General features: G+C 41.0%; 20 protein-coding genes. 12 read left to right on the top strand and 8 right to left on the bottom strand.

Features of this window, described 5'->3' with window-relative positions:
- Window positions 1-386 precede the first annotated feature (386 nt).
- Complete coding sequence (locus AAC147_RS06180) at window positions 387-578, top strand: hypothetical protein (protein WP_156115326.1); 192 nt, start codon at window positions 387-389, stop codon at window positions 576-578.
- Window positions 579-745: 167 nt separating this feature from the next.
- On the opposite strand, the gene AAC147_RS06185 is transcribed toward AAC147_RS06180, so the two are convergent.
- A complete protein-coding gene (locus tag AAC147_RS06185; RefSeq protein WP_047679582.1) occupies window positions 746-934 on the bottom strand; it encodes a hypothetical protein in 189 nt (62 codons plus the stop codon).
- A 51-nt stretch (window positions 935-985) separates the two neighbouring features.
- Here AAC147_RS06185 and AAC147_RS06190 point away from each other — a divergent pair, with 51 nt between their 5' ends.
- Entirely contained in the window at window positions 986-1,465 is a 480-nt protein-coding gene (locus tag AAC147_RS06190; protein WP_156115327.1) for a PliI family lysozyme inhibitor of I-type lysozyme, read from the top strand.
- Between the two features lie 113 nt (window positions 1,466-1,578).
- Window positions 1,579-1,956: a hypothetical protein gene (locus tag AAC147_RS06195; protein WP_047679586.1), complete on the top strand. Its 378-nt coding sequence runs from the start codon at window positions 1,579-1,581 to the stop codon at window positions 1,954-1,956.
- A gap of 205 nt (window positions 1,957-2,161) precedes the next feature.
- On the opposite strand, the gene AAC147_RS06200 is transcribed toward AAC147_RS06195, so the two are convergent.
- Together AAC147_RS06200 and icd are read right to left on the bottom strand one after the other, a co-directional pair.
- Complete coding sequence (locus AAC147_RS06200; protein ID WP_047679588.1) at window positions 2,162-2,560, bottom strand: VOC family protein; 399 nt, start codon at window positions 2,558-2,560, stop codon at window positions 2,162-2,164.
- A gap of 308 nt (window positions 2,561-2,868) precedes the next feature.
- Window positions 2,869-4,122: an NADP-dependent isocitrate dehydrogenase gene (gene icd, locus AAC147_RS06205; RefSeq protein ID WP_047679590.1), complete on the bottom strand. Its 1,254-nt coding sequence runs from the start codon at window positions 4,120-4,122 to the stop codon at window positions 2,869-2,871.
- Window positions 4,123-4,261: 139 nt separating this feature from the next.
- Between icd and rluE the strand changes: the two genes are divergently transcribed.
- The 8 genes from rluE (at window position 4,262) to AAC147_RS06245 (ending at window position 12,332) form a co-directional block, all read left to right on the top strand.
- On the top strand, window positions 4,262-4,891 hold the full coding sequence (gene rluE / locus AAC147_RS06210) for a 23S rRNA pseudouridine(2457) synthase RluE (protein ID WP_047679592.1): 630 nt from the start codon (window positions 4,262-4,264) through the stop codon (window positions 4,889-4,891).
- Window positions 4,884-5,336, top strand: coding sequence for an NUDIX hydrolase (locus AAC147_RS06215; RefSeq protein WP_047679736.1), 453 nt, complete (start codon window positions 4,884-4,886; stop codon window positions 5,334-5,336). The genes rluE and AAC147_RS06215 overlap by 8 nt, the downstream gene beginning before the upstream one ends.
- Window positions 5,337-5,446: 110 nt before the next feature.
- Window positions 5,447-6,550, top strand: coding sequence for a tRNA 2-thiouridine(34) synthase MnmA (gene mnmA, locus AAC147_RS06220; RefSeq protein WP_047679594.1), 1,104 nt, complete (start codon window positions 5,447-5,449; stop codon window positions 6,548-6,550).
- Between the two features lie 2 nt (window positions 6,551-6,552).
- Window positions 6,553-7,179, top strand: a complete 627-nt coding sequence (hflD, locus tag AAC147_RS06225; RefSeq protein WP_047679596.1) for a high frequency lysogenization protein HflD — start codon at window positions 6,553-6,555, stop codon at window positions 7,177-7,179.
- A gap of 35 nt (window positions 7,180-7,214) precedes the next feature.
- Window positions 7,215-8,585, top strand: a complete 1,371-nt coding sequence (purB, locus tag AAC147_RS06230; RefSeq protein WP_047679598.1) for an adenylosuccinate lyase — start codon at window positions 7,215-7,217, stop codon at window positions 8,583-8,585.
- Window positions 8,586-8,876: 291 nt separating this feature from the next.
- A complete protein-coding gene (gene phoP / locus AAC147_RS06235; RefSeq protein ID WP_047679600.1) occupies window positions 8,877-9,548 on the top strand; it encodes a two-component system response regulator PhoP in 672 nt (223 codons plus the stop codon).
- A gap of 4 nt (window positions 9,549-9,552) precedes the next feature.
- The gene (gene phoQ / locus AAC147_RS06240) at window positions 9,553-11,088 is read left to right on the top strand and encodes a two-component system sensor histidine kinase PhoQ (RefSeq protein WP_047679602.1); all 1,536 of its coding nucleotides are present in this window, start codon (window positions 9,553-9,555) and stop codon (window positions 11,086-11,088) included.
- A gap of 122 nt (window positions 11,089-11,210) precedes the next feature.
- Window positions 11,211-12,332, top strand: coding sequence for a ribosomal protein uL16 3-hydroxylase (locus tag AAC147_RS06245; RefSeq protein WP_047679604.1), 1,122 nt, complete (start codon window positions 11,211-11,213; stop codon window positions 12,330-12,332).
- A 148-nt stretch (window positions 12,333-12,480) separates the two neighbouring features.
- Here the strand turns inward: AAC147_RS06245 and cobB are convergent, their stop codons facing one another.
- The 4 genes from cobB to lolC form a co-directional block, all read right to left on the bottom strand.
- Window positions 12,481-13,299, bottom strand: coding sequence for a Sir2 family NAD+-dependent deacetylase (gene cobB / locus AAC147_RS06250; RefSeq protein WP_047679606.1), 819 nt, complete (start codon window positions 13,297-13,299; stop codon window positions 12,481-12,483).
- 186 nt (window positions 13,300-13,485) lie between these two features.
- Window positions 13,486-14,733, bottom strand: coding sequence for a lipoprotein-releasing ABC transporter permease subunit LolE (gene lolE / locus AAC147_RS06255; protein ID WP_047679608.1), 1,248 nt, complete (start codon window positions 14,731-14,733; stop codon window positions 13,486-13,488).
- The gene (gene lolD, locus AAC147_RS06260) at window positions 14,733-15,434 is read right to left on the bottom strand and encodes a lipoprotein-releasing ABC transporter ATP-binding protein LolD (RefSeq protein WP_047679610.1); all 702 of its coding nucleotides are present in this window, start codon (window positions 15,432-15,434) and stop codon (window positions 14,733-14,735) included. The genes lolE and lolD overlap by 1 nt, the downstream gene beginning before the upstream one ends.
- Window positions 15,427-16,629: a lipoprotein-releasing ABC transporter permease subunit LolC gene (gene lolC / locus AAC147_RS06265; protein WP_047679612.1), complete on the bottom strand. Its 1,203-nt coding sequence runs from the start codon at window positions 16,627-16,629 to the stop codon at window positions 15,427-15,429. Before lolC ends, lolD begins: the two co-directional genes overlap by 8 nt.
- 445 nt (window positions 16,630-17,074) lie before the next feature.
- Between lolC and mfd the strand changes: the two genes are divergently transcribed.
- Window positions 17,075-20,515: a transcription-repair coupling factor gene (mfd, locus tag AAC147_RS06270; RefSeq protein WP_047679614.1), complete on the top strand. Its 3,441-nt coding sequence runs from the start codon at window positions 17,075-17,077 to the stop codon at window positions 20,513-20,515.
- A 115-nt stretch (window positions 20,516-20,630) separates the two neighbouring features.
- On the opposite strand, the gene umoD is transcribed toward mfd, so the two are convergent.
- Window positions 20,631-21,098, bottom strand: coding sequence for a UmoD family flagellar biogenesis regulator (umoD, locus tag AAC147_RS06275; protein WP_047679616.1), 468 nt, complete (start codon window positions 21,096-21,098; stop codon window positions 20,631-20,633).
- Window positions 21,099-21,204 lie beyond the last annotated feature (106 nt).

Below are 21,204 nucleotides of genomic sequence, written 5' to 3' on the forward strand. Positions count from 1 at the left end.
TTTAAAACGTAATACAATACAAAACTCCCATAATAATATGCTTTCATTGATGCTTCTTACTCCCCTCAGCCGCACAATTCATTGTTTATTCTTAACTCACTTCATACTTTGCATTCTACCCGTGTAGCTATAAAACATTCATTAAAAACACTAAAATAATTACAAAATTTAATATTGAAATCTCCTGAATTTGCGAAAACATATAGCAATATTTTTCTTCAAATGAGATTATTAAATTTTAATGCTGTGATAATTGGAAAAAGCCACCATTACATATTAAGATTTTCAATTGTTATTTTTACATTGGAAACAAAAACAACAAGTTAGTAAGATATTAATATTCCACTATCTGGCCATCAGATAATCTGCTAGTGAGGTTATGATTGATGTTAGAAAGAAAAAGAAAAAATCCAGCGGACAATATTCTGCCAAAACGGGTATATAGAGGAAAGTCGAAATATGAGTATCATCCAGCAACAGGCGGTTCTATCTCTATTTGCTGCTTAAACTCACCATTATCTGTTATCTGGAAAGAATACAACAAAATTGTAGAAAAAATTGAAAAAAATAGTACATAGAGCTTGATATATGTCAAAATTAATAAGACGGGAGTTTCTACTCCCGTTAACTTTGTCTATTTTCAAATTAAAAATAATAAAAGTATTATATTCAGGCAATCATTTATAAAATAACAACCTATTTTCACTAGAATAAATTTTATTAATTACAGTAAAGCTCACCTATATTATGAAATATTTCCCGCCAGTTTATTCCAATAATCATATCTTTTAAAACATAAGAAAAAATAATAATTAATATTAAATTCCATTCCTTCTGGTTCTATTTCTTCAGCATAATCTTCCTGATTTATCCTTTCTTCATCAACACTATCAGCTTTTGAAATCCATGCTACGATATAAATTTCTACTCTCAACTTCTGCCATCTGCACATTTAAGCAAAATACGAATCAATAAGGTATTGACTATGCTTATAGATAAGAAAATAAAGTTTTCCGTACTCTCAACTCTGCTCACTCTATTTTTATCACATACAACCTTTGCGAAAGATGGAGCATTGATTAATTTACCTGATAAAAAATTTGCGGTTATCTCAGCCGGTGACTTGGAAAGTGCATCAATTGGTAGTTATTCCATTGCCGTTTTCAAAGATCAGGAGTTAACAAATTTTAGTACTGGCGCAGTTTTTTCCCGTAATGGTTCGCTGTTCGAAGATAATGGTAAACCAAGAGTCATGTTTGCAGACATTGATGGCGATGGAGCCAAAGAGCTAATCGTCTCCAAACTCACCGCAGGTTCAGGAAACTATCTTGAAGTTGATGCACTCAAGTTTACTGATAAAAATGTCAAATTACTCACCCGCATCAATACTGATAGCAAAAATGATCTCATTAAATTACTCCGCAGCCATTGTAAGAAAGAACGATGTACAGAGCAGAAACGCTGATCATGCTCGAATCAATACGCACTGTCACCATAAAGATGTAAGGCAAACGATGGATAATGTACTATTGTTAATGTTATCGCTACTATCACGGTATAGCTGATAAAGGGGAATTTATGAAACGTTTTTTATTACCACTTTTTTTGATCCCATTCTCATTCTTCTCTTATGCCGCACAGGCAAATATAGACAAGATCGCAGAAACTTATTGTGATTTGTTTGGTAAGGCTTCTGTTGAGGCATTCAAAACTAAGGACTCACCAGATGTAATAGCCCAAAAAAGCCTCAATCTGCTACACAAAAAAGGATTAAATCTTAAAGAAATTCATTCCAATCAAAATGAATTCGTTGCATCAATCAAACAAACAGTTATTGAAGTCAGAAAGAATAAGAAAACGTTCCCGACTAATCGCCACTTTGACGAATCGCTCGTTAAATCAGTCGAAAGCTGTAAGATCCAAACAAAACATGCCTTATCTCAGCATTCCCGGTAATGAGCTCTGGAGCGACGAAAATTCGTCGCTCTCTGAGTATTTACTTTTGGAATAACAATCGCGAGAAAAATTATATTGAAGTTAATTGATATTTACAAATACGGCCTGCGAATCGTATTTCAAGTGTTATGAAAATTGCTACTAGCTTGTATGGATTTATTAAACGGTGAATTCAATAATAATTACATTAGTGAAAAAAAAATTCTTAGTCAGCCCATTCACTGTTTTGGAGAACAATCCTATAACCATCTATATCTTCAAAAGTTTTTCCAACTACATCCCAATAATCATTATACGATAGAACTTCCTTAAAACCTGCCTCTATCATACGTTGACAACATTGCTCCCACACACTCTTTTCACTGAAATAAAAAACCAGCAGATTATCTTTTGTTGGTGCGCGCCCAACTGTAGTTCCATGGTGATGAGTAAATTCTAAATGATAATTATGTTTTTCGTGCCCAATTATAGAACCATCAAAATCATTATGCCCCTGAAATTCATCTAATAATTTAAAACCTAAACCATTAACATACATATCAGTAATAACTTTAAGGTTATCAGTAGGCCTGGCAACTCTTAATACCGCTGATTTCGGGATCATTACATTCTCCTTATGAATTGACTTAAAATATTTATATATTTTATTTTCAACCTGATGATTATTTTTATTTTGAAACTATATATAATTAAACCGCTCACCAATAAATGGAAATATATTTCCTGCTTATTTTCGTTAACGAATGTACACACTCTAGAACCTTAAGTTAACTTGAGGTCAAGTCATATTTCCATACATTTCACAATCAATTTATTACTCACTGAACGCCGCTCCCACAGGACGGAGTTTTCAGTGAGTAATAAAAAACGGGAACTATTAAGCCCCCGCTATCTATTTCACTAAGTTATTAATTACATATGAGAGATAATTGCATCACCAAACTCACTACATTTCAGTAATTTAGAACCTTCCATCAAGCGTTCGAAGTCATAAGTCACTGTCTTGGCGGCAATCGCACCTTCCATTCCTTTAATGATTAAGTCAGCAGCCTCGAACCATCCCATATGGCGCAGCATCATCTCAGCAGAGAGAATTACTGAGCCTGGGTTTACTTTATCCTGGCCTGCATATTTAGGTGCTGTGCCATGTGTTGCTTCGAACAGAGCACACTCATCACCAATATTTGCACCAGGAGCAATACCGATACCACCTACTTGTGCCGCCAGCGCATCAGAAATATAGTCACCATTCAGGTTCATACAAGCGATAACGTCATATTCAGCAGGACGCAGCAGGATCTGTTGCAAGAACGCGTCTGCAATTACGTCCTTGATAATAATATCTTTACCGGTTTTAGGGTTCTTAATCTTCACCCACGGGCCACCATCCAACAGCTCACCACCAAATTCAGTACGCGCTAATTCATAACCCCAATCCTTAAAAGCACCTTCGGTAAATTTCATGATGTTGCCTTTATGAACCAAAGTCACTGATTCACGATCATTATCAATTGCATATTCAATTGCAGAACGCACCAAACGTTTAGTGCCTTCTTCTGAGCATGGTTTTACACCAATACCACATTGCTGAGGGAAGCGGATTTTAGAAACACCCATTTCATTCTGCAAGAATTTGATGACTTTATCAGCTTCCGCAGATCCTGCTTTCCATTCAATACCAGCATAAATATCTTCCGCATTCTCACGGAAAATAACCATGTCAGTTAATTCAGGATGCTTAACAGGGCTCGGTGTACCCTGATAGTAACGAACCGGGCGCAGACAGACGTACAAATCTAACTGTTGACGCAATGCAACATTCAGGGAACGAATACCGCCGCCAACCGGGGTTGTCAGAGGACCTTTGATTGCAACACGATATTCACGGATTAGATCCAGAGTTTCATCCGGTAACCAAACATCTTTACCGTAAACATGGGTAGATTTTTCTCCTGTATAGATTTCCATCCAGGAAATTTTGCGCTCACCGCGATACGCTTTCTGAACCGCAGCATCAACAACTTTCAGCATGACCGGCGTTACATCAACACCAATACCATCCCCTTCGATATAAGGGATTACCGGGTTATTCGGAACATTTAATTTACCTTTGGTATCAAAAGTAATTTTTTCACCTTCCGCCGGAACAACTACTTTGCTTTCCATTAACCTCTCCTTTCAAGTAAGCGCAATGCCTTGTTAATTTTTTGTAAGGGACGTGTCAATATTACTTGAATATTCTGCAAACGCCAATGGGCGCAGATTTCAGGTATAATATCCCCTTCATTTTGAGCAATAACTTATCATGACAAATTTCTCTATTAAAAAACGCAAACTTAATCGATTCAGTCAAAGAAAAAATAGCGCTCCCTCAAAAAGAATTACTGGTCCCCGTCGGGTGTTGATATTTAATAAACCTTATGATGTTCTCCCCCAATTCACAGACGAGACGGGAAGAACAACATTAAAAAATTTTATTACTTCTAATGACGTTTATGCCGCAGGTCGTCTGGATCGTGATAGTGAAGGGTTGTTGATTTTAACTAATGATGGAAAATTACAGGCTAAATTAACGCAGCCCAGAAAAAAAACGGCCAAAGTTTATTATGTTCAAGTAGAAGGAATACCCGATGAAGCCGCACTTAACAAGCTGCGCAACGGTATTATTCTGAAAGATGGTCCAACACTCCCTGCTGGAGCGGAATTAGTAGAGGAACCCATCTGGCTTTGGGAACGCACACCACCAATTCGGGAAAGAAAAAGCATCCCAGTGAGCTGGCTGAAAATTACGCTTTTTGAAGGTCGTAATCGCCAGGTACGTAGAATGACAGCTCATATTGGTTTTCCAACATTACGTCTTATCCGTTTCAGTATGGGCTCATTACAGTTGGGGGAGCTGTCCCCTGGAGAATGGAGGGAAATTGATTTTGTTTAGTCCACATATCACTGTTGCCTGCATAGTACATGCAAAAAATCAATTCTTAGTTGTTGAAGAGCTTATCAATGGTAAACCTCTCTGGAATCAGCCTGCCGGTCATCTTGAAGCTGATGAAACATTACAGGAAGCTGCTGAACGTGAATTATGGGAAGAAACCGGTATTCGTGCTAAGCCACAGGCATTACTGAAATTACATCAATGGGTCGCTCCTGATGGAACACCTTTTATTCGTTTTTTGTTTTTGATTGAACTGGAAAAAACCGTGAATACGACTCCCCAGGACAGTGATATTCATTGCTGTCATTGGCTCAGCGCAGAAGAAATCATCAATAGCTCACAGCTACGTTCACCACTGGTTGCTGAAAGTGTACGGAGTTATTTAAAACATAAGGCTTATCCATTAACAATACTGGGTAGCTATGGGCCACCTTTTGCCAAATAGTTTCTTATTAAATGGAAAGTAAATCACAAGAGCGTAAAGACGTTTGGTGCACCTTGCCTGGCAACGTGCTACAGTATTACGTTTATGTTTTTCCGCAGTGAGATATATCCATGTCAGATAACAGCCAGAAAAAAGTCATCGTCGGGATGTCCGGTGGTGTTGATTCATCCGTTTCCGCTTACTTACTGCAAAAGCAGGGTTATCAGGTAGCTGGCCTGTTTATGAAAAACTGGGAAGAAGATGACGATGAAGAATATTGCTCAGCCGCCGCTGACCTGAACGATGCTCAGGCAGTGTGTGACAAACTGGGCATTGAACTACACACCATCAATTTTGCAGCCGAGTATTGGGATAATGTATTTGAACATTTTCTTGCTGAATACAAAGCAGGCAGAACTCCAAACCCAGATATTCTCTGCAACAAAGAAATTAAGTTCAAGGCATTCTTAGAATTTGCCGCAGAAGACTTAGGTGCTGATTACATTGCAACGGGTCATTACGTCCGGCGTCGGGATGTGGATGGCATCAGCCAATTACTTCGTGGCCTTGATGGCAATAAAGATCAAAGCTATTTCTTATATACTCTGAGTCACCAGCAAGTTGCAAAAAGTTTATTTCCAGTCGGGGAACTTGAAAAACCTGAAGTTCGCCGCATTGCCGAAGAAATAGGGCTGGTCACAGCAAAGAAAAAAGATTCCACAGGTATCTGTTTTATTGGTGAGCGTAAGTTCCGTGACTTTCTGGGGCGTTATCTGCCAGCCCAACCTGGCCAGATTGTTACCGTTGATGGACAAACTATCGGGCAACATACTGGCCTGATGTACCATACACTTGGTCAGCGCAAAGGGTTAGGTATCGGAGGAACGAAAAATGGCAATGAAGATCCCTGGTATGTTGTTGATAAAGATGTTGAAAATAATACGCTGATTGTTGCTCAGGGGCATGAGCATCCTCGTCTGATGTCTGTCGGCTTAATTGCACAACAACTTCATTGGGTTGATCGCCAGCCATTGAAAACAGAAATCCGCTGCGTGGTAAAAACACGCTATCGCCAGCAGGATATCCCTTGTACCGTCATTCCTTTGAGTGAAGATAAAATTGAGGTTCATTTTGATAGCCCCGTTGCGGCTGTCACCCCCGGCCAATCAGCCGTGTTTTATCAGGGAGAAATTTGTCTCGGTGGTGGTGTGATCGAACAACGTATACAGGAGTAATCGTGGCTAAAAATTATTACGACATTACATTAGCCCTGGCAGGTATCTGCCAGTCAACTCGTCTAGTACAGCAACTGGCCCACGAAGGGCAATGTGATGCCAGTGCTTTTGAAATAACACTCAACAGTATCCTGAACATGAGTCCGACTTCCACATTGGATGTCTTTGGCAATGAAACTTGCAATCTGCGCGTTGGCCTTGATGCTGTTATGGGAGTGCTCAATGGCACAAACAGCGGAGTTTCCGCTGAGCTTACCCGCTACGTTTTAAGCATAATGGCACTGGAACGTCGCCTAAGCAAAAATTCATCAGCAACCAATGAACTGACTAAGCGTATTTCTCAGCTAGAACGCCAACAGGCGTACTTTGAGCCTATGTCCGAAGGAATGCTCAATGCTCTCGCTGGCATTTATGTCGATGTTATCAGCCCATTGGGGCCACGTATTCAGGTTATGGGTTCTCCTGATGTCTTGCGCAATACGTTAGTTCAGGCAAAAGTCCGTGCTGCATTACTGGCAGGTATTCGTAGCGCCGTCTTATGGCAACAAGTAGGCGGTAGCCGTCTGCAATTTATGTTTTCACGTCAGCGCCTGATCCGACAGGCAAAAGACATTCTTGCTCGTTGTTAAATAAATCGTTAAATAAGATCCGGGAGTTTCTACTAATGGAATTATCCTCACTGACCGCTGTTTCTCCTATTGATGGCCGTTACGGCGATAAAGTTAGCGCACTGCGCGCTATTTTTAGTGAGTTCGGCTTACTGAAATTCCGCGTGCAGGTTGAAGTACGTTGGCTACAAAAACTGGCTGCCACAACAGAAATCGCAGAAGTCCCTGCTTTTGATGCAAACGCAAACGCTTACCTTGATGAAATCGTTGTAAATTTTAATGAAAAGGACGCATTACGTATCAAGGAAATTGAACGAACCACTAACCATGATGTTAAAGCCGTTGAATACTTTCTGAAAGAAAAAGTAGCTCACAGGCCTGCTTTACATCAAGTTGCTGAATTTATTCACTTTGCCTGCACCTCAGAAGATATCAATAATCTGTCATATGCATTGATGCTTAAAACTGCCCGTGAGGAAGTACTGCTACCACAATGGCGTCAGTTGATCGATACTATTAAGCACATGGCTCATGATTACAGTGAATTACCTTTGTTGTCACGTACACACGGGCAACCTGCGACACCTTCCACTGTTGGTAAAGAATTTGCAAATGTGGCTTACCGTCTGGAACGTCAGTTCCGTCAACTCAGTCAAATTGAAATTCTGGGTAAAATCAACGGCGCTGTCGGCAACTATAATGCCCATCTGTCAGCCTATCCTGAGGTTAATTGGCTCCAGTTTAGTGAATCATTCGTGACTTCTCTGGGTATTCAATGGAATCCATATACCACTCAGATCGAACCACATGATTACATTGCCGAACTATTTGATTGTATCGCGCGTTTCAATACCATCCTGATTGATTTCGATCGCGATATCTGGGGTTATATTGCCCTTAACCATTTCAAGCAAAAAACAGTCGCTGGCGAAATTGGCTCCTCCACCATGCCACACAAAGTCAATCCAATTGATTTTGAAAATTCTGAAGGAAATCTGGGGTTGGCAAATGCAGTATTTGGTCATCTTGCCAGCAAGCTTCCGGTTTCACGTTGGCAACGTGATCTGACTGATTCTACGGTATTACGTAATCTGGGAGTTGGTCTGGGATATACATTAATCGCGTATCAATCTACTATGAAAGGTCTGAGTAAGTTGGAAGTCAACGAGCAACACCTGTTGGATGAACTGGATCAAAATTGGGAAGTTCTGGCAGAGCCGATTCAGACTGTCATGCGTCGTTATGGTATTGAGAAACCTTATGAAAAATTAAAAGAATTAACACGTGGTAAACGTGTTGATGCTGAGGGAATGAAAAGTTTTATTGATAACCTTGAACTTCCTGAAAAAGAAAAAATACGTCTTAAATCTATGACCCCTGCAAATTATATCGGCTATGCTGAATTACTGGTCAATAAATTAAAATAAAACGTTTTTATTTATATAATAGTGAACGGGGAAATTCCCGTTCACGTATTGCAAAATAGTCAAATCTTATATGAAATATAAATAAGTTGTAAAGTTATAAGCTATTATTGAATCAACTTATTGTTTTTGACAATTCATTCATTAACATACCAACAATAGACTGAATAGTTACTATAGTTGGTTTAATCATAACAGTATATCTATAATCTATTTAAATCCACTGATTAATTTGACTATCTGGCTATTTAAGATTTATTTGATAAATTTTACTGGTTAGCATAAGGAATCATTATGCGAATATTAATAGTTGAAGATAATGCGTTACTTCGCCATCACCTAAAAGTACAGCTCCGGGATATTGGCCATCAGGTTGATGCTGCCGAAGATACAAAAGAAGCAGATTATTACCTGAAAGAAAACCATCCTGATGTCGCAATCATTGATCTGGGATTACCAGGAGAAGATGGTTTGAGTTTAATTAAACGCTGGCGTAGCGATCATATTAATATCCCCATTCTCATTCTCACTGCCCGTGAAAGCTGGCAAGAAAAAGTGACTGTGCTGAATGCCGGAGCAGATGATTACGTTACCAAGCCTTTCCAACTAGAGGAAATTAATGCGCGTATACAAGCCCTGATGCGTCGTAATAGCGGATTAGCATCTCAAGTTGCCGAATTACCGCCGTTTTTAATCGATCTCTCACGTAAGGAGTTTTCTGTTAATGGTAAAAAGATAAAATTGACCGCCTTCGAATATACGATTATTGAAACCTTGATGCGTAATAATGGTAAAGTTGTCAGTAAGGAACTATTGATGAGGCAGTTGTATCCTGACGCTGAATTACGTGAAAGTCATACAATTGATGTATTAATGGGGCGTTTAAGAAAAAAAATACTGAACGAGTGGCCGGATGAGGTTATTGTTACTGTCCGTGGTCAAGGTTATCGTTTTGATGTGAAATAGCGTAATGTTTAAATTACCGGGAAAGCATGTCTCTCTGAGAACACGATTTCTCATGGCGACGACAGTTATTATTCTCGCATTGACTTTGCCATATGGAATTGTCGCCATTGTCGGGTATTTAATGCGTTTAGATAATGATACTTATGCTATACTCAGTAACCAGAGTAATTTATTTTATTCCCTTGCCAGATGGAAAGAAAATAAGCTGGATATTCTTTTCCCTGTAAATTTCCACACAGATAATCGCTCATTAACCCTGATTTATGACGATAAAAATAAAATCCTCTGGCGTCAGCATTACGCACCAGAACTTGAAAAAAAAATCCCCTCTAGCTGGCTGAAAAAGAATGGCCTATATGAATTAGAGGCTTATTATGCAGATATAAATTCTAAACTATATTCTGAATCAGACAATAAACACACAACGAATAACCATGCTGGCACCAATAAGAAGAACAATATCAGCAAAAAAAATAAGAGTGACAATAACAACAAGGTTATTACTAATAGTGATAACATAGATGAGAGAGAGCTATTAACTTATTCTGTTGCTATCAATATTTATCCAGCCACTAAGACTCTCCCTGCAATGACCATTGCTGTTATCAATACCCTTCCACAGAATATACTGCCGTCAGAAAAAATCTGGGAATGGTTTGGATATGTATTGATTGCCAACCTGATTTTAGTTGCTCCATTGATCTGGCTTGCGGCTGACTGGAGTTTACGTCCGATTAAGTCGTTAGTCCTTCAAATAAGCTCTCTGGAAAAAGGTGAACGTGAAGAATTAGATGAAAACCCTCCATCCGAATTAAAAGGTTTGATTAAAAACTTGAATGCATTATTGGATAATGAACGCCAGCGTTATACGAAGTATCGAACAACCTTATCCGATTTGACACATAGCCTGAAAACTCCCCTGGCTGTGCTGCAATCCACACTCCGTTCCCTTCGCTCAAGTGAACAGATGACCATTGAACAAGCAGAGCCAATCATGCTTGAACAAATTGACCGGATTTCCCAACAAATTGGTTATTACTTACATCGAGCCAATATATACAACGATCACAACCTCATTCTAAAAAAAGTTTTTTCAGTTCCAACCTTACTCGATAGCCTTATCAATGCATTGACAAAAGTTTATCAACACAAAGGTGTCAACATCACCTTAGATATTTCCCCTGAACTGACTTGGTTAGGTGAAAAAAATGATTTTTTGGAAATCATTGGGAATATTTTGGAGAATGCCTGTAAATATTGTCTGGAGTTTGTCGAAGTCACTGCTCTGACAGGTGAAAATTTCATTACCATTATTATTGATGATGATGGGCCAGGTATTCCTCCCGATAAACGCAGTATCGTTTTCGAACGTGGGCTAAGAGCAGATACATTACGTCCGGGACAAGGATTGGGGTTATCGATCGCCTCAGAAATTGTGGAACAATATGAGGGTAATATTAGCATTGGCAATAGCCATTTGGGAGGTGCCAGAGTGAGTGTAACCTTCCGAAACCAGCGGATAACGAACAATGCTCCCTGACAATTCTCATTAACAACTCATGTTTAATGGGAGCAGGCTCGAATTATTTCATCCAAATCTGATAACTCCATTAACTATCCGTTATAATAGCCAGAAATTTTATTGTCACTCAGGATATCACCATGAATTATCAGCTGAATCTGGACTGGCAGACGTTCTTGCAGAATCATTGGCAAAAACGACCACTGCTGATCAAACAGGGGTTCCAGCAATTTATCGACCCACTTTCTCCCGATGAACTGGCTGGATTGGCAATGGAAAACGAAATCGATAGCCGTTTAGTCAGCCAGAAAAACAGTCACTGGGAAGTTTCTCATGGGCCATTTGAAAGCTATGACCATCTGAGCGATAAAAACTGGTCACTACTCGTACAAGCCGTTAATCATTGGCATCACCCCTCCTCCGCACTGATGAAACCATTCCGTGTACTTTCTGATTGGCGGATGGATGACTTGATGGTTTCTTTCTCCGTTCCGGGCGGTGGTGTCGGCCCTCATCTTGATCAATATGATGTATTTATCATCCAAGGACAAGGTCGCAGACGCTGGCGTGTTGGCGACAAGATCCCGATGAAACAGCATTGTCCTCATCCCGATTTATTACAAGTTGAACCTTTCGAAGCCATTATTGATGAAGAAATGCAGCCAGGCGATATCCTTTATATTCCGCCTGGTTATCCACACGAAGGTTATGCTATTGAAGATTCACTAAATTATTCTGTAGGCTTCCGCGCCCCGAATGCCCGTGAATTATTTAGTGGTTTTGCCGACTATATTCTGGTGAATGAGTTAGGAAGCCACCGTTATAGTGATCCTGAACTGACATTCCGTGATAACCCCGCGCTAATTCAGGAAAATGAACTGACCACCTTGCGTGCCATGATGCAGGACTTACTGGATCAACCTGAAACATTCCAGAACTGGTTTGGGGAGTTTATCTCCCAGTCACGTCATGAACTGGATATTGCTCCACCAGAACCACCCTATGAAAGTGACGAAATCTATGAATTACTCAAACAGGGTGAAAACCTGACTCGTCTGAGCGGATTACGTGCTTTGCGTGTTGGTGATAAATGTTTCATTAATGGCGAACAGATGGATACACTTCATTTGCAAGCGGCTGATGCACTTTGCCAATATGATAGTGTCAATGCTGATATTCTGGGCGATGCCATTGATGATGTATGCTTTATCAGCTTGCTTACCGCCTTAGTTAACAGTGGTTATTGGTACTTTGATGATTGACTGATCAATGACTAAATTAAATTTTAAGTTTTATTAAAGCAGTATCAGTGAAAAAGCAGTACCAATGAGTGCCCCAGTCACATCGCTAACAATGTGGCTGGGGGACATGGCTGATGAATATAGCTAAAGATGTGTACCTGAGAAAAGATCAATCCATCTGCTGGAGTAGTGATTGAATATATTGAGTGACTATCTGGCTGGCATTACCATAATGTTTTTCATCAAACATACTTTCAACCTGACTAGGCTCTAAATTCAGCTCAACAGTATGCGCACCGGATAACTTCGCTTCATGCACAAAACCTGCCGCGGGATAAACGTGACCAGAAGTACCAATAGCAATAAAAATATCTGCCTTAGCCAAAGCAGAATAAATTTGCTCCATCCCTAATGGCATTTCCCCAAACCACACAACATGGGGACGCAGTAACGAGGGAAATTGACAGCAATGACAGCGATCTTCCATAGACAGTTTCGATGTCCACTCAATGACCTGTCCTGATTGACAGCAACGGACTTTCAGGAGTTCACCATGCATATGAATAATATGCTGGCTTCCCGCCCGTTCATGCAGGTTATCAATATTTTGTGTCACTAACAGGAAGTTATCACCCAGTTCTTGTTCAAGTTTTGCCAAAGCATAATGTGCAGCATTGGGCTGGATTTCCGGCTGTTGTAGCTGCTCTCGACGTGCATTGTAAAATTCCTGAACTAATTCAGGATCACGTTTAAACCCTTCAGGTGTAGCAATATCTTCAACACGATGCTCTTCCCATAAGCCATCAGAAGAGCGAAAAGTTCTGATCCCTGACTCAGCGGAAATACCCGCTCCGGTCAGTACTACCACATGGGGATTTTTTATTTTATTTGCCAAGCGGATATCCCTGTAAAAAATTTGCCTATGAAATCGCTGACGCCGCAGTCGCCTAATCTTACAGAATTTACTGAGCCGATGAATAACACGCATATGACCATCTCCTTAAACTACTCCTTTTTGAAGACCAGTGACTTTTAAAATCAGTCTCTTTAGGAACATTCCCTCAGCATCTGTTAATTTTACCGCTGTTCTATCCCGGACATGTTCAAGCCGTCTTTTCTGCTCAGTTAACTCCGTAAGATAACGCGCTTAGGTAATAGTTAATACTATGGAATATTATTGACCACTCAAAATCCGCGCTGGATCAAGTTTACTGGCCCGACGAGCAGGATACCAACTGGCCAACAAGCTCAAGATAAGAGCTGTTGACAGCACATAGAAAATATCCATAGCATGTAACTCTGACGGCAGAAAATCAATAAAATAGATATCCCCGGAAAGGAATTGATGCCCGAACAACCTTTCCATCCATTTAATGATAGCCGTCAAATTAAGCGATGTGAAAATTCCAACAATAACGCCAATGATACTACCAACCATGCCAGTCAGTAATCCATACCATAAAAATATCGCCCTGATATGTCCATCTTTGGCACCCAATGTACGCAGAATAGCGATATCACTGCTTTTATCTTTGACTGCCATAATAAGCGTTGAAACGATATTAAAACAAGCCACCCCAATGACCAGAATCATAGCCAGATACATGATGCCACGTATCATCTGAATATCGTTATACATGTAACCATAATCTTTAATCCACGTACTGATATAAACATATCTTCCTGTTGCTTTACCTGCATCCAAGACTCTCTGTTCTGCGGCAAAAACATTGTCAGCTTTGATGGCAATGCCGGTAATACCATCACCATAATCCAGATATTGTTGCGCATCAGATAATGGGACCAAAGCTAAACGATGATCCAATAAACCACTCAACTGAAAAATTCCAGCAACCTGTAAACGGAGCCGTTTAGGTTGTAATAATTTCAGACTCGGATCGCTATTAGGTATCATGACTGTTAGCCAATCACCTTTCTTCACATTGAGTGAACTTGCCACTCCTTGTCCTAAAATCACCTGATGTTTTCCCGCCTGAAATGTTTGCCAGGCTCCGTTGCCAACAAACTGAGGCAAAGTACTGACATCAGACTCAGTGGAAGGTTCTACTCCACGTACTTGAACAGCATGGAGTTTATCACCTCGCTCCATCAAACCGGTAAATTCGATATAAGGTGATGCTCCTACAATACCCGGAGTTCTTTTTACTTGTTCAAGTGCTCGTTCCCAATGCGGAAAAGGTTGTTCCACTGCAAAAATTTGCCCATGTGGTACAACAGAAAGTACCCGGTTTTTCAATTCACGCTCAAAACCATTCATGGCACTCAATCCGATAATCAACACCGCAACACCGAGCATAATTCCCATTGTCGAAATAATTGAAATGAGAGAAACCATTCCCGCATACCGACGACCCCGGCTGAAACGTAATGCAGTGAACAATGCAAGAGGCAGATTTGCCATTACATTCCCCCCATTAGGGTTAATTCATCCTGTAAATATCCGTCGCGCATTTCTACCTGACGAGCCAATCGGTCAGCCAATTTCAGATCATGAGTTACTACCAAAAATGCCGTACCTTGCCGCTGATTCAGTTCTTTCAAAAGCTCAAAGATACTGTCAGCATTACGTTGATCAAGGTTGCCTGTCGGTTCATCTGCCAGCACTAATGAGGGTTCATTGACTAATGCACGGGCAATGGCGACTCTTTGACGTTCTCCTCCTGATAATTCAGAAGGTCGATGGTGTGCCCGATTTTCCAATCCAACTGACGCCAGCATCTCCAGCGCCTTTTGTTGAGCCTGACGCTTTTTACCTCCGATAAGTAATGGCATAGCGACATTTTCTAGTGCATTGAAATCAGGTAGCAAATGATGAAACTGGTAAATAAAACCAATTTCACTGTTCCGTAATTGCGCTCGTCCGGAAGCAGACATCTTATTAAGAGACTTTCCCTTGAAAAGAACTTCACCAGCAGTCGGTGAATCCAATCCACCAAGTAAGTGCAACAGAGTACTTTTGCCAGAACCAGAGCTCCCGACAATTGCCATCATTTCTCCCTGTTGCATAGAGAAAGTGACGTTTTTTAATACCTCTGTAGAAACCTGCCCTTCCTGATATTTTTTGCACAAATGATGACATAACAATAAAGGTTGGTTACTCATAACGTAAAGCCTCAGCAGGTTGAATGGCAGCCGCGCGCCAGGAAGGGTATAAAGTTGATAGCAACGAGATAAACATGGCAATAATGGCGATTATTACCACTTGAACAGGTTCAATGGCGACAGGTAACTGCATACCTTCAGTCAGCAGGCCGATAACGGGCATTAAATTATTTAACTGACTGGAAAGCAGTATTCCCAGTCCCGTTCCCAATAAAGCACCAATGATGCCCGCTCCTGCTCCCTGGATCATAAAAATAGTCATTATCTGACGACGGGTCAGCCCTTGTGTCTGCAAGATAGCAATCTCTCCTTGTTTTTCCATCACCAATAAAGAGAGGGAAGTAATAATATTGAAAGCAGCGACTGCAATGATCAGGCTAAGCAATAATCCCATCATGTTTTTTTCCATTCGCACAGCCTGAAAAAACTCTCCTTTGCGTTCACGCCAATCTTTCCAGATTAAATCTTTTGGCAGTGGTTGCTGGCTCAATTCATCCACTTTTAATGGCTCATTGAGGAACAAACGCCAGCCTGTAATATTATTAACGGGATAACGTAAAAGACGTGCTGCATCTTGCTGATTAACCAACATTTCTGTGTCATCAACTTCACTGTTAGCAAAGAATGTTCCAGCTACCGTAAATAAACGCTGACTGGGTATCCTCCCCATAGGGGTTAGTTGGCTGGCACTCGGCACAATAACACGAATTTGATCACCCCGTTTTACTCCCAATCTTGCCGCCAATTTTTCCCCCAAGATCACGGAATAACGACCCGGCTGTAATTGGCCAGGGTCAACATCGACCGTATATTTTGCTAATGGGGTATATTCACCTGGCGTAATGCCCAACATCACTCCGACGCCCACATTACGGGCACTTTGCAGCACAACATCCCCCTGAACGAGCGGCTCGATGCGGGTAACACCTTTTAATCCTGAAAGTTGGCTATCAGGGTATTCAACAGGATTAATTGAACCTTTTTCTGAAGTAATGATTGCCTGAGGCATAAAACCCAAAATACTGGCTTCCAATGAACGCTCAAAACCGTTCATCACCGATAACACAGTAATTAATGCAGCCACTCCCAATGTGATGCCAATGGCTGATAACCAAGAAACAAAGCGGCCAAACTTATCGACCGCGCGTCCGCGCATATAGCGCAATCCGATAAATAATGAGACAGATTGAAACATAGAATCCGCCATATCAAAGGGAGTTATTTAAAAACAATAGATTATTAGAAAAGGTCATATCTTATCTCTGTATTTTGCGTATTCACTTTTACATTGTATTTTTGCATACATATCCTGTACAAAACTCAATCCATATAGTTTATTGATTACATATTATCATCGTTTAACTGAGATTTGCTTATCCCTCTTCCAATTCCCACATTCAGTGAATTAATATATCGCCTCAATACAAACATTAAATCTGTTATTCCCCTGTTGCCAAAGCAAAGTGTTCAGGGATAATAAAGAGGAGTTGTACCTTCATGGAGCCATTCATACTTCGGTTCTGTGTTTTTTACTTTCTCTCAACCTTGCCTCTCAACCTGCCAGCATATTTATTGTAAAGGCTACTGGGTTAAAAATGTGTTGGGAATGGACTGAATCTTAGAGAACACATTAAACGCTTATGTCCGCAAAATATCGTTACCAACTTCCTGAACGTCGCGGTGATATCCGCCAATTAGGCCACCTGATCGGCACTGCTTGCGCCATCGAATGCGCTGAAATCATTGAACGTCACTCAGGGCCTGTTCTGCTAGTAACAAAAGATATGCAGAATGCCTTACGGTTACGTGATGAAATTCCACAATTCACCCATGCCCAAATAAACATACTGTCAGATTGGGAAACATTGCCTTACGATAGTTTTTCACCCCACCAGGAAATCATTTCAAACCGTTTATCTACCCTGTATCAATTACCTTTCATGATGAAAGGTGTTCTTATCTTACCTGTGAATACATTGATGCAGCGGGTTTGCCCGCATGAATACCTCAGAGGGCATGCTTTGATCATGAATAAAGGGCAACGACTTTCCCGTGACAAATTACGTGCTGATCTGGAACAAGCCGGTTATCGCAGTGTGGATCAAGTGCTTGAGCATGGTGAATTTGCCACACGTGGCGCCCTGTTTGATCTCTTCCCTATGGGGAGTGAACACCCTTACCGTATCGATTTTTTTGATGATGAAATCGATAGTCTGCGCACTTTTGACGTGGACAGCCAACGTACACTCATGGAAGTGGAAAAAATCAATTTACTGCCTGCCCATGAATTCCCAACAGATAAAGAAGCTATCGAATTATTTCGCAGCCAATGGCGTGAGCAGTTTGAAGTTCGCCGTGATGCTGAACATATTTATCAGCAAGTCAGTAAAAAAACGCTACCGGCAGGTATTGAATACTGGCAGCCATTATTTTTTGAGCAGCCTTTATCCACACTCTTTGATTATCTGCCAGAAAACACCCTGCTTATTACACAAGACCTAATGGCAACAGCCGAACGTTTTTGGCAGGACACAGGACAACGTTTTGAGAGCCGTAAAGTTGACCCAATGCGGCCATTATTGCCACCTGAACGAATTTGGCTTCCTGTCGATAAGCTATTCGCTGAATTGAAAAATTGGCCCCGCCTCCAAATCAGAAACGAAGAACTGCCACAAAAGGCCGGGAGTATTAATCTCGCTTACCAGCCTTTACCCGATGTATCCGTTGCTGCGCATCAAAAAGCCCCTTTGGATAAAGTGCGCCGTTTTATAGAACAATTTAACGGTAAGATCATTTTTTCAGTGGAAAGTGAAGGACGTCGGGAGTCTGTAAACGAATTACTATCGCGGATCAAAATTCATCCAATAAAAATACAACAGTTGGCGGATGCTAAGGAGCCAGGCTGTTTTTTAATGATCGGTGCAGCAGAACAAGGCTTCGTTGATGAGGAGAAAAAACTAGCCCTGATCTGTGAAAGCGACATGCTTGGTGAGCGAGTAAGTCATCGCCGTCAAGATAACCGTCGCACAATCAATACTGATACCTTGATCCGTAATCTTGCAGAATTGCGTCATGGTCAACCCGTTGTACACCTTGAACATGGGGTTGGACGCTATCAAGGGCTAACGACACTGGAAGCAGGCGGAATTAAGGCTGAATACCTCATCCTGACCTACTCCGGGGAGGACAAATTGTATGTCCCCGTCTCTTCCCTACACTTAATCAGTCGTTACGCTGGAGGAGCAGAGGAAAATGCACCTCTGCACAAACTTGGTGGTGATGCCTGGAATAAAGCACGCCAGAAAGCAGCAGAAAAAGTCCGTGATGTCGCGGCTGAGTTACTGGATGTATATGCGCGGCGTGCCATTAAGCCTGGTTTTGCGTTTAAGCACGATCGGGAGCAGTATCAACTGTTCTGCCAGAGTTTCCCGTTCGATACAACACCGGATCAAGAACAAACCATCAATGCCGTATTGAGTGATATGTGTCAGCCCATCGCCATGGACAGGCTGGTATGTGGTGATGTTGGTTTCGGTAAGACAGAAGTGGCAATGCGCGCTGCTTTTACCGCTATCAATAATAATAAACAGGTCGCCATCTTAGTTCCGACTACTCTACTGGCTCAACAGCATTATGATAATTTCCGCGATCGTTTTGCGAATTGGCCTGTACATATTGAAGTTATGTCCCGATTCCGTAGTGCTAAAGAACAGCAACAAGTTATAAATATGGCGGAAGAGGGTAAAGTCGATATTATCATCGGCACTCATAAACTGTTACAGAATGATCTCCGTTGGAAAGATCTGGGATTGTTGGTTGTTGATGAAGAACACCGCTTTGGTGTTCGTCACAAAGAGCGTATTAAGGCTATCCGTGCAAATGTTGATGTTCTGACCATGACAGCAACCCCCATTCCCCGAACACTCAATATGGCAATGAGTGGTATGCGAGATTTATCAATTATTGCCACACCCCCCGCGCGTCGTCTGGCAGTGAAAACCTTTGTGCGTGAATATGATAGTTTAGTGGTTCGAGAATCTATCCTGCGTGAAATTTTACGTGGTGGTCAGGTTTATTATCTTTATAACGATGTTGAGAATATTGAGAAAGCAAAAAATCGATTGGAAGAATTAGTGCCTGAAGCCAGAATCGTTGTCGGCCATGGGCAAATGCGCGAACGTGATCTGGAGCGGGTCATGGCAGATTTTCATCATCAGCGTTTTAATGTGCTGATATGTACTACGATTATTGAAACAGGTATTGATATTCCTACAGCCAATACCATTATTATTGAACGCGCAGACCATTTTGGTCTGGCTCAATTGCATCAATTGCGGGGACGTGTTGGCCGCTCTCACCATCAGGCTTATGCTTATTTACTGACTCCTCATCCAAAGGCGATGACCACAGACGCCCAGAAACGGCTGGAAGCAATTGCCTCCCTTGAAGATCTAGGGGCAGGATTTGCGTTGGCAACTCATGATCTGGAAATCAGGGGAGCCGGTGAACTTCTGGGCGAAGATCAAAGTGGTCAAATGGCAAGTATCGGTTTCACTCTCTATATGGAGTTACTGGAAAGTGCGGTTGATGCACTCAAAGATGGGCGAGAGCCATCACTTGAGGATCTCACCACTAACCAGACCGAAGTAGAACTACGCATGCCAGTACTTTTGCCCGATGATTATATTCCTGATGTGAATATGCGCCTTTCTTTCTATAAACGTATTGCGAGTGCTCAAAATGACGATGAGCTGGCAGAATTGAAGGTTGAATTAATTGACCGATTCGGTATTTTACCTGATCCGGGCAGACAGTTATTGCAATCTGCTTCTATCCGCCTGACGGCCCAAAAGTTGGGAATTAGACGCATAGAAGCCCATGAGAAAGGTGGCTTTATTGAATTTAGCCAAAACAACAAAGTGGATCTCAATTACCTCATCGACTTATTGCAAACTCAGCCCAATATTTACCGACTGGACGGGCCTTCTAAATTAAAATTCATGACTGATTTAACCGAAAGGGCCACACGTTTATCGTTCATCCAAACATTATTGGAAACATTTGAACAACATCAGATATAACAGCGACTATACCTAATAAATTTCGAGTTGTGTCGCGGCGGCCAGGAAACCAATCCCCAGGAGCATAGGCCACTATGTGACTGGGGGAGCAGCTCTTTTTTGAAACAGCCTGTTTCTACAAATACGGAGTGAGAATTAATCTCCCCTTTTCATCCAAAGGAATGGTTTGTTTTGGTTTATGTGTCACTCTCACCTTACCAGGTTTATCACCGATCATATAAATAACGTCATACCCAATAATACGTTTTTCCTTGACATAAACCATGACACAATTTTTTAATTGAGAATAGTTCAATGCATGATATTCTCTTTTTATATTTAACATTTCAATAAGAGTGAACATACTATTCTTATATACAGAAAAATGGTTATTCTCAATATTTCCCAATCCGATTAGAAATGGTAACATACCCCCATTACAATAATATTGATGAACATAAGCCATTGTTTTTATAGGCTCTGAAGAGATCACTTGCGCAATTTTAGGCTGTGGGTTTTTAAAATAAAATATTGCAGCGATACCAACGGCAATCATAACAATCAGAGAGTAAATCCCACACTGCCTTGTCTTTAGTTTACTCACATAGCACCTTGTTATATTAATAATTTTATATTCTCCTGAATTTAAACATATTCATTAACTATTTGTAGAAACCAAAAATGCGTTCAATTCATTATTAAGAAAAATC

The sequence above is a fragment of the Xenorhabdus sp. NBAII XenSa04 genome (genome assembly GCF_963866145.1).
Lineage (GTDB): Bacteria > Pseudomonadota > Gammaproteobacteria > Enterobacterales > Enterobacteriaceae > Xenorhabdus > Xenorhabdus indica.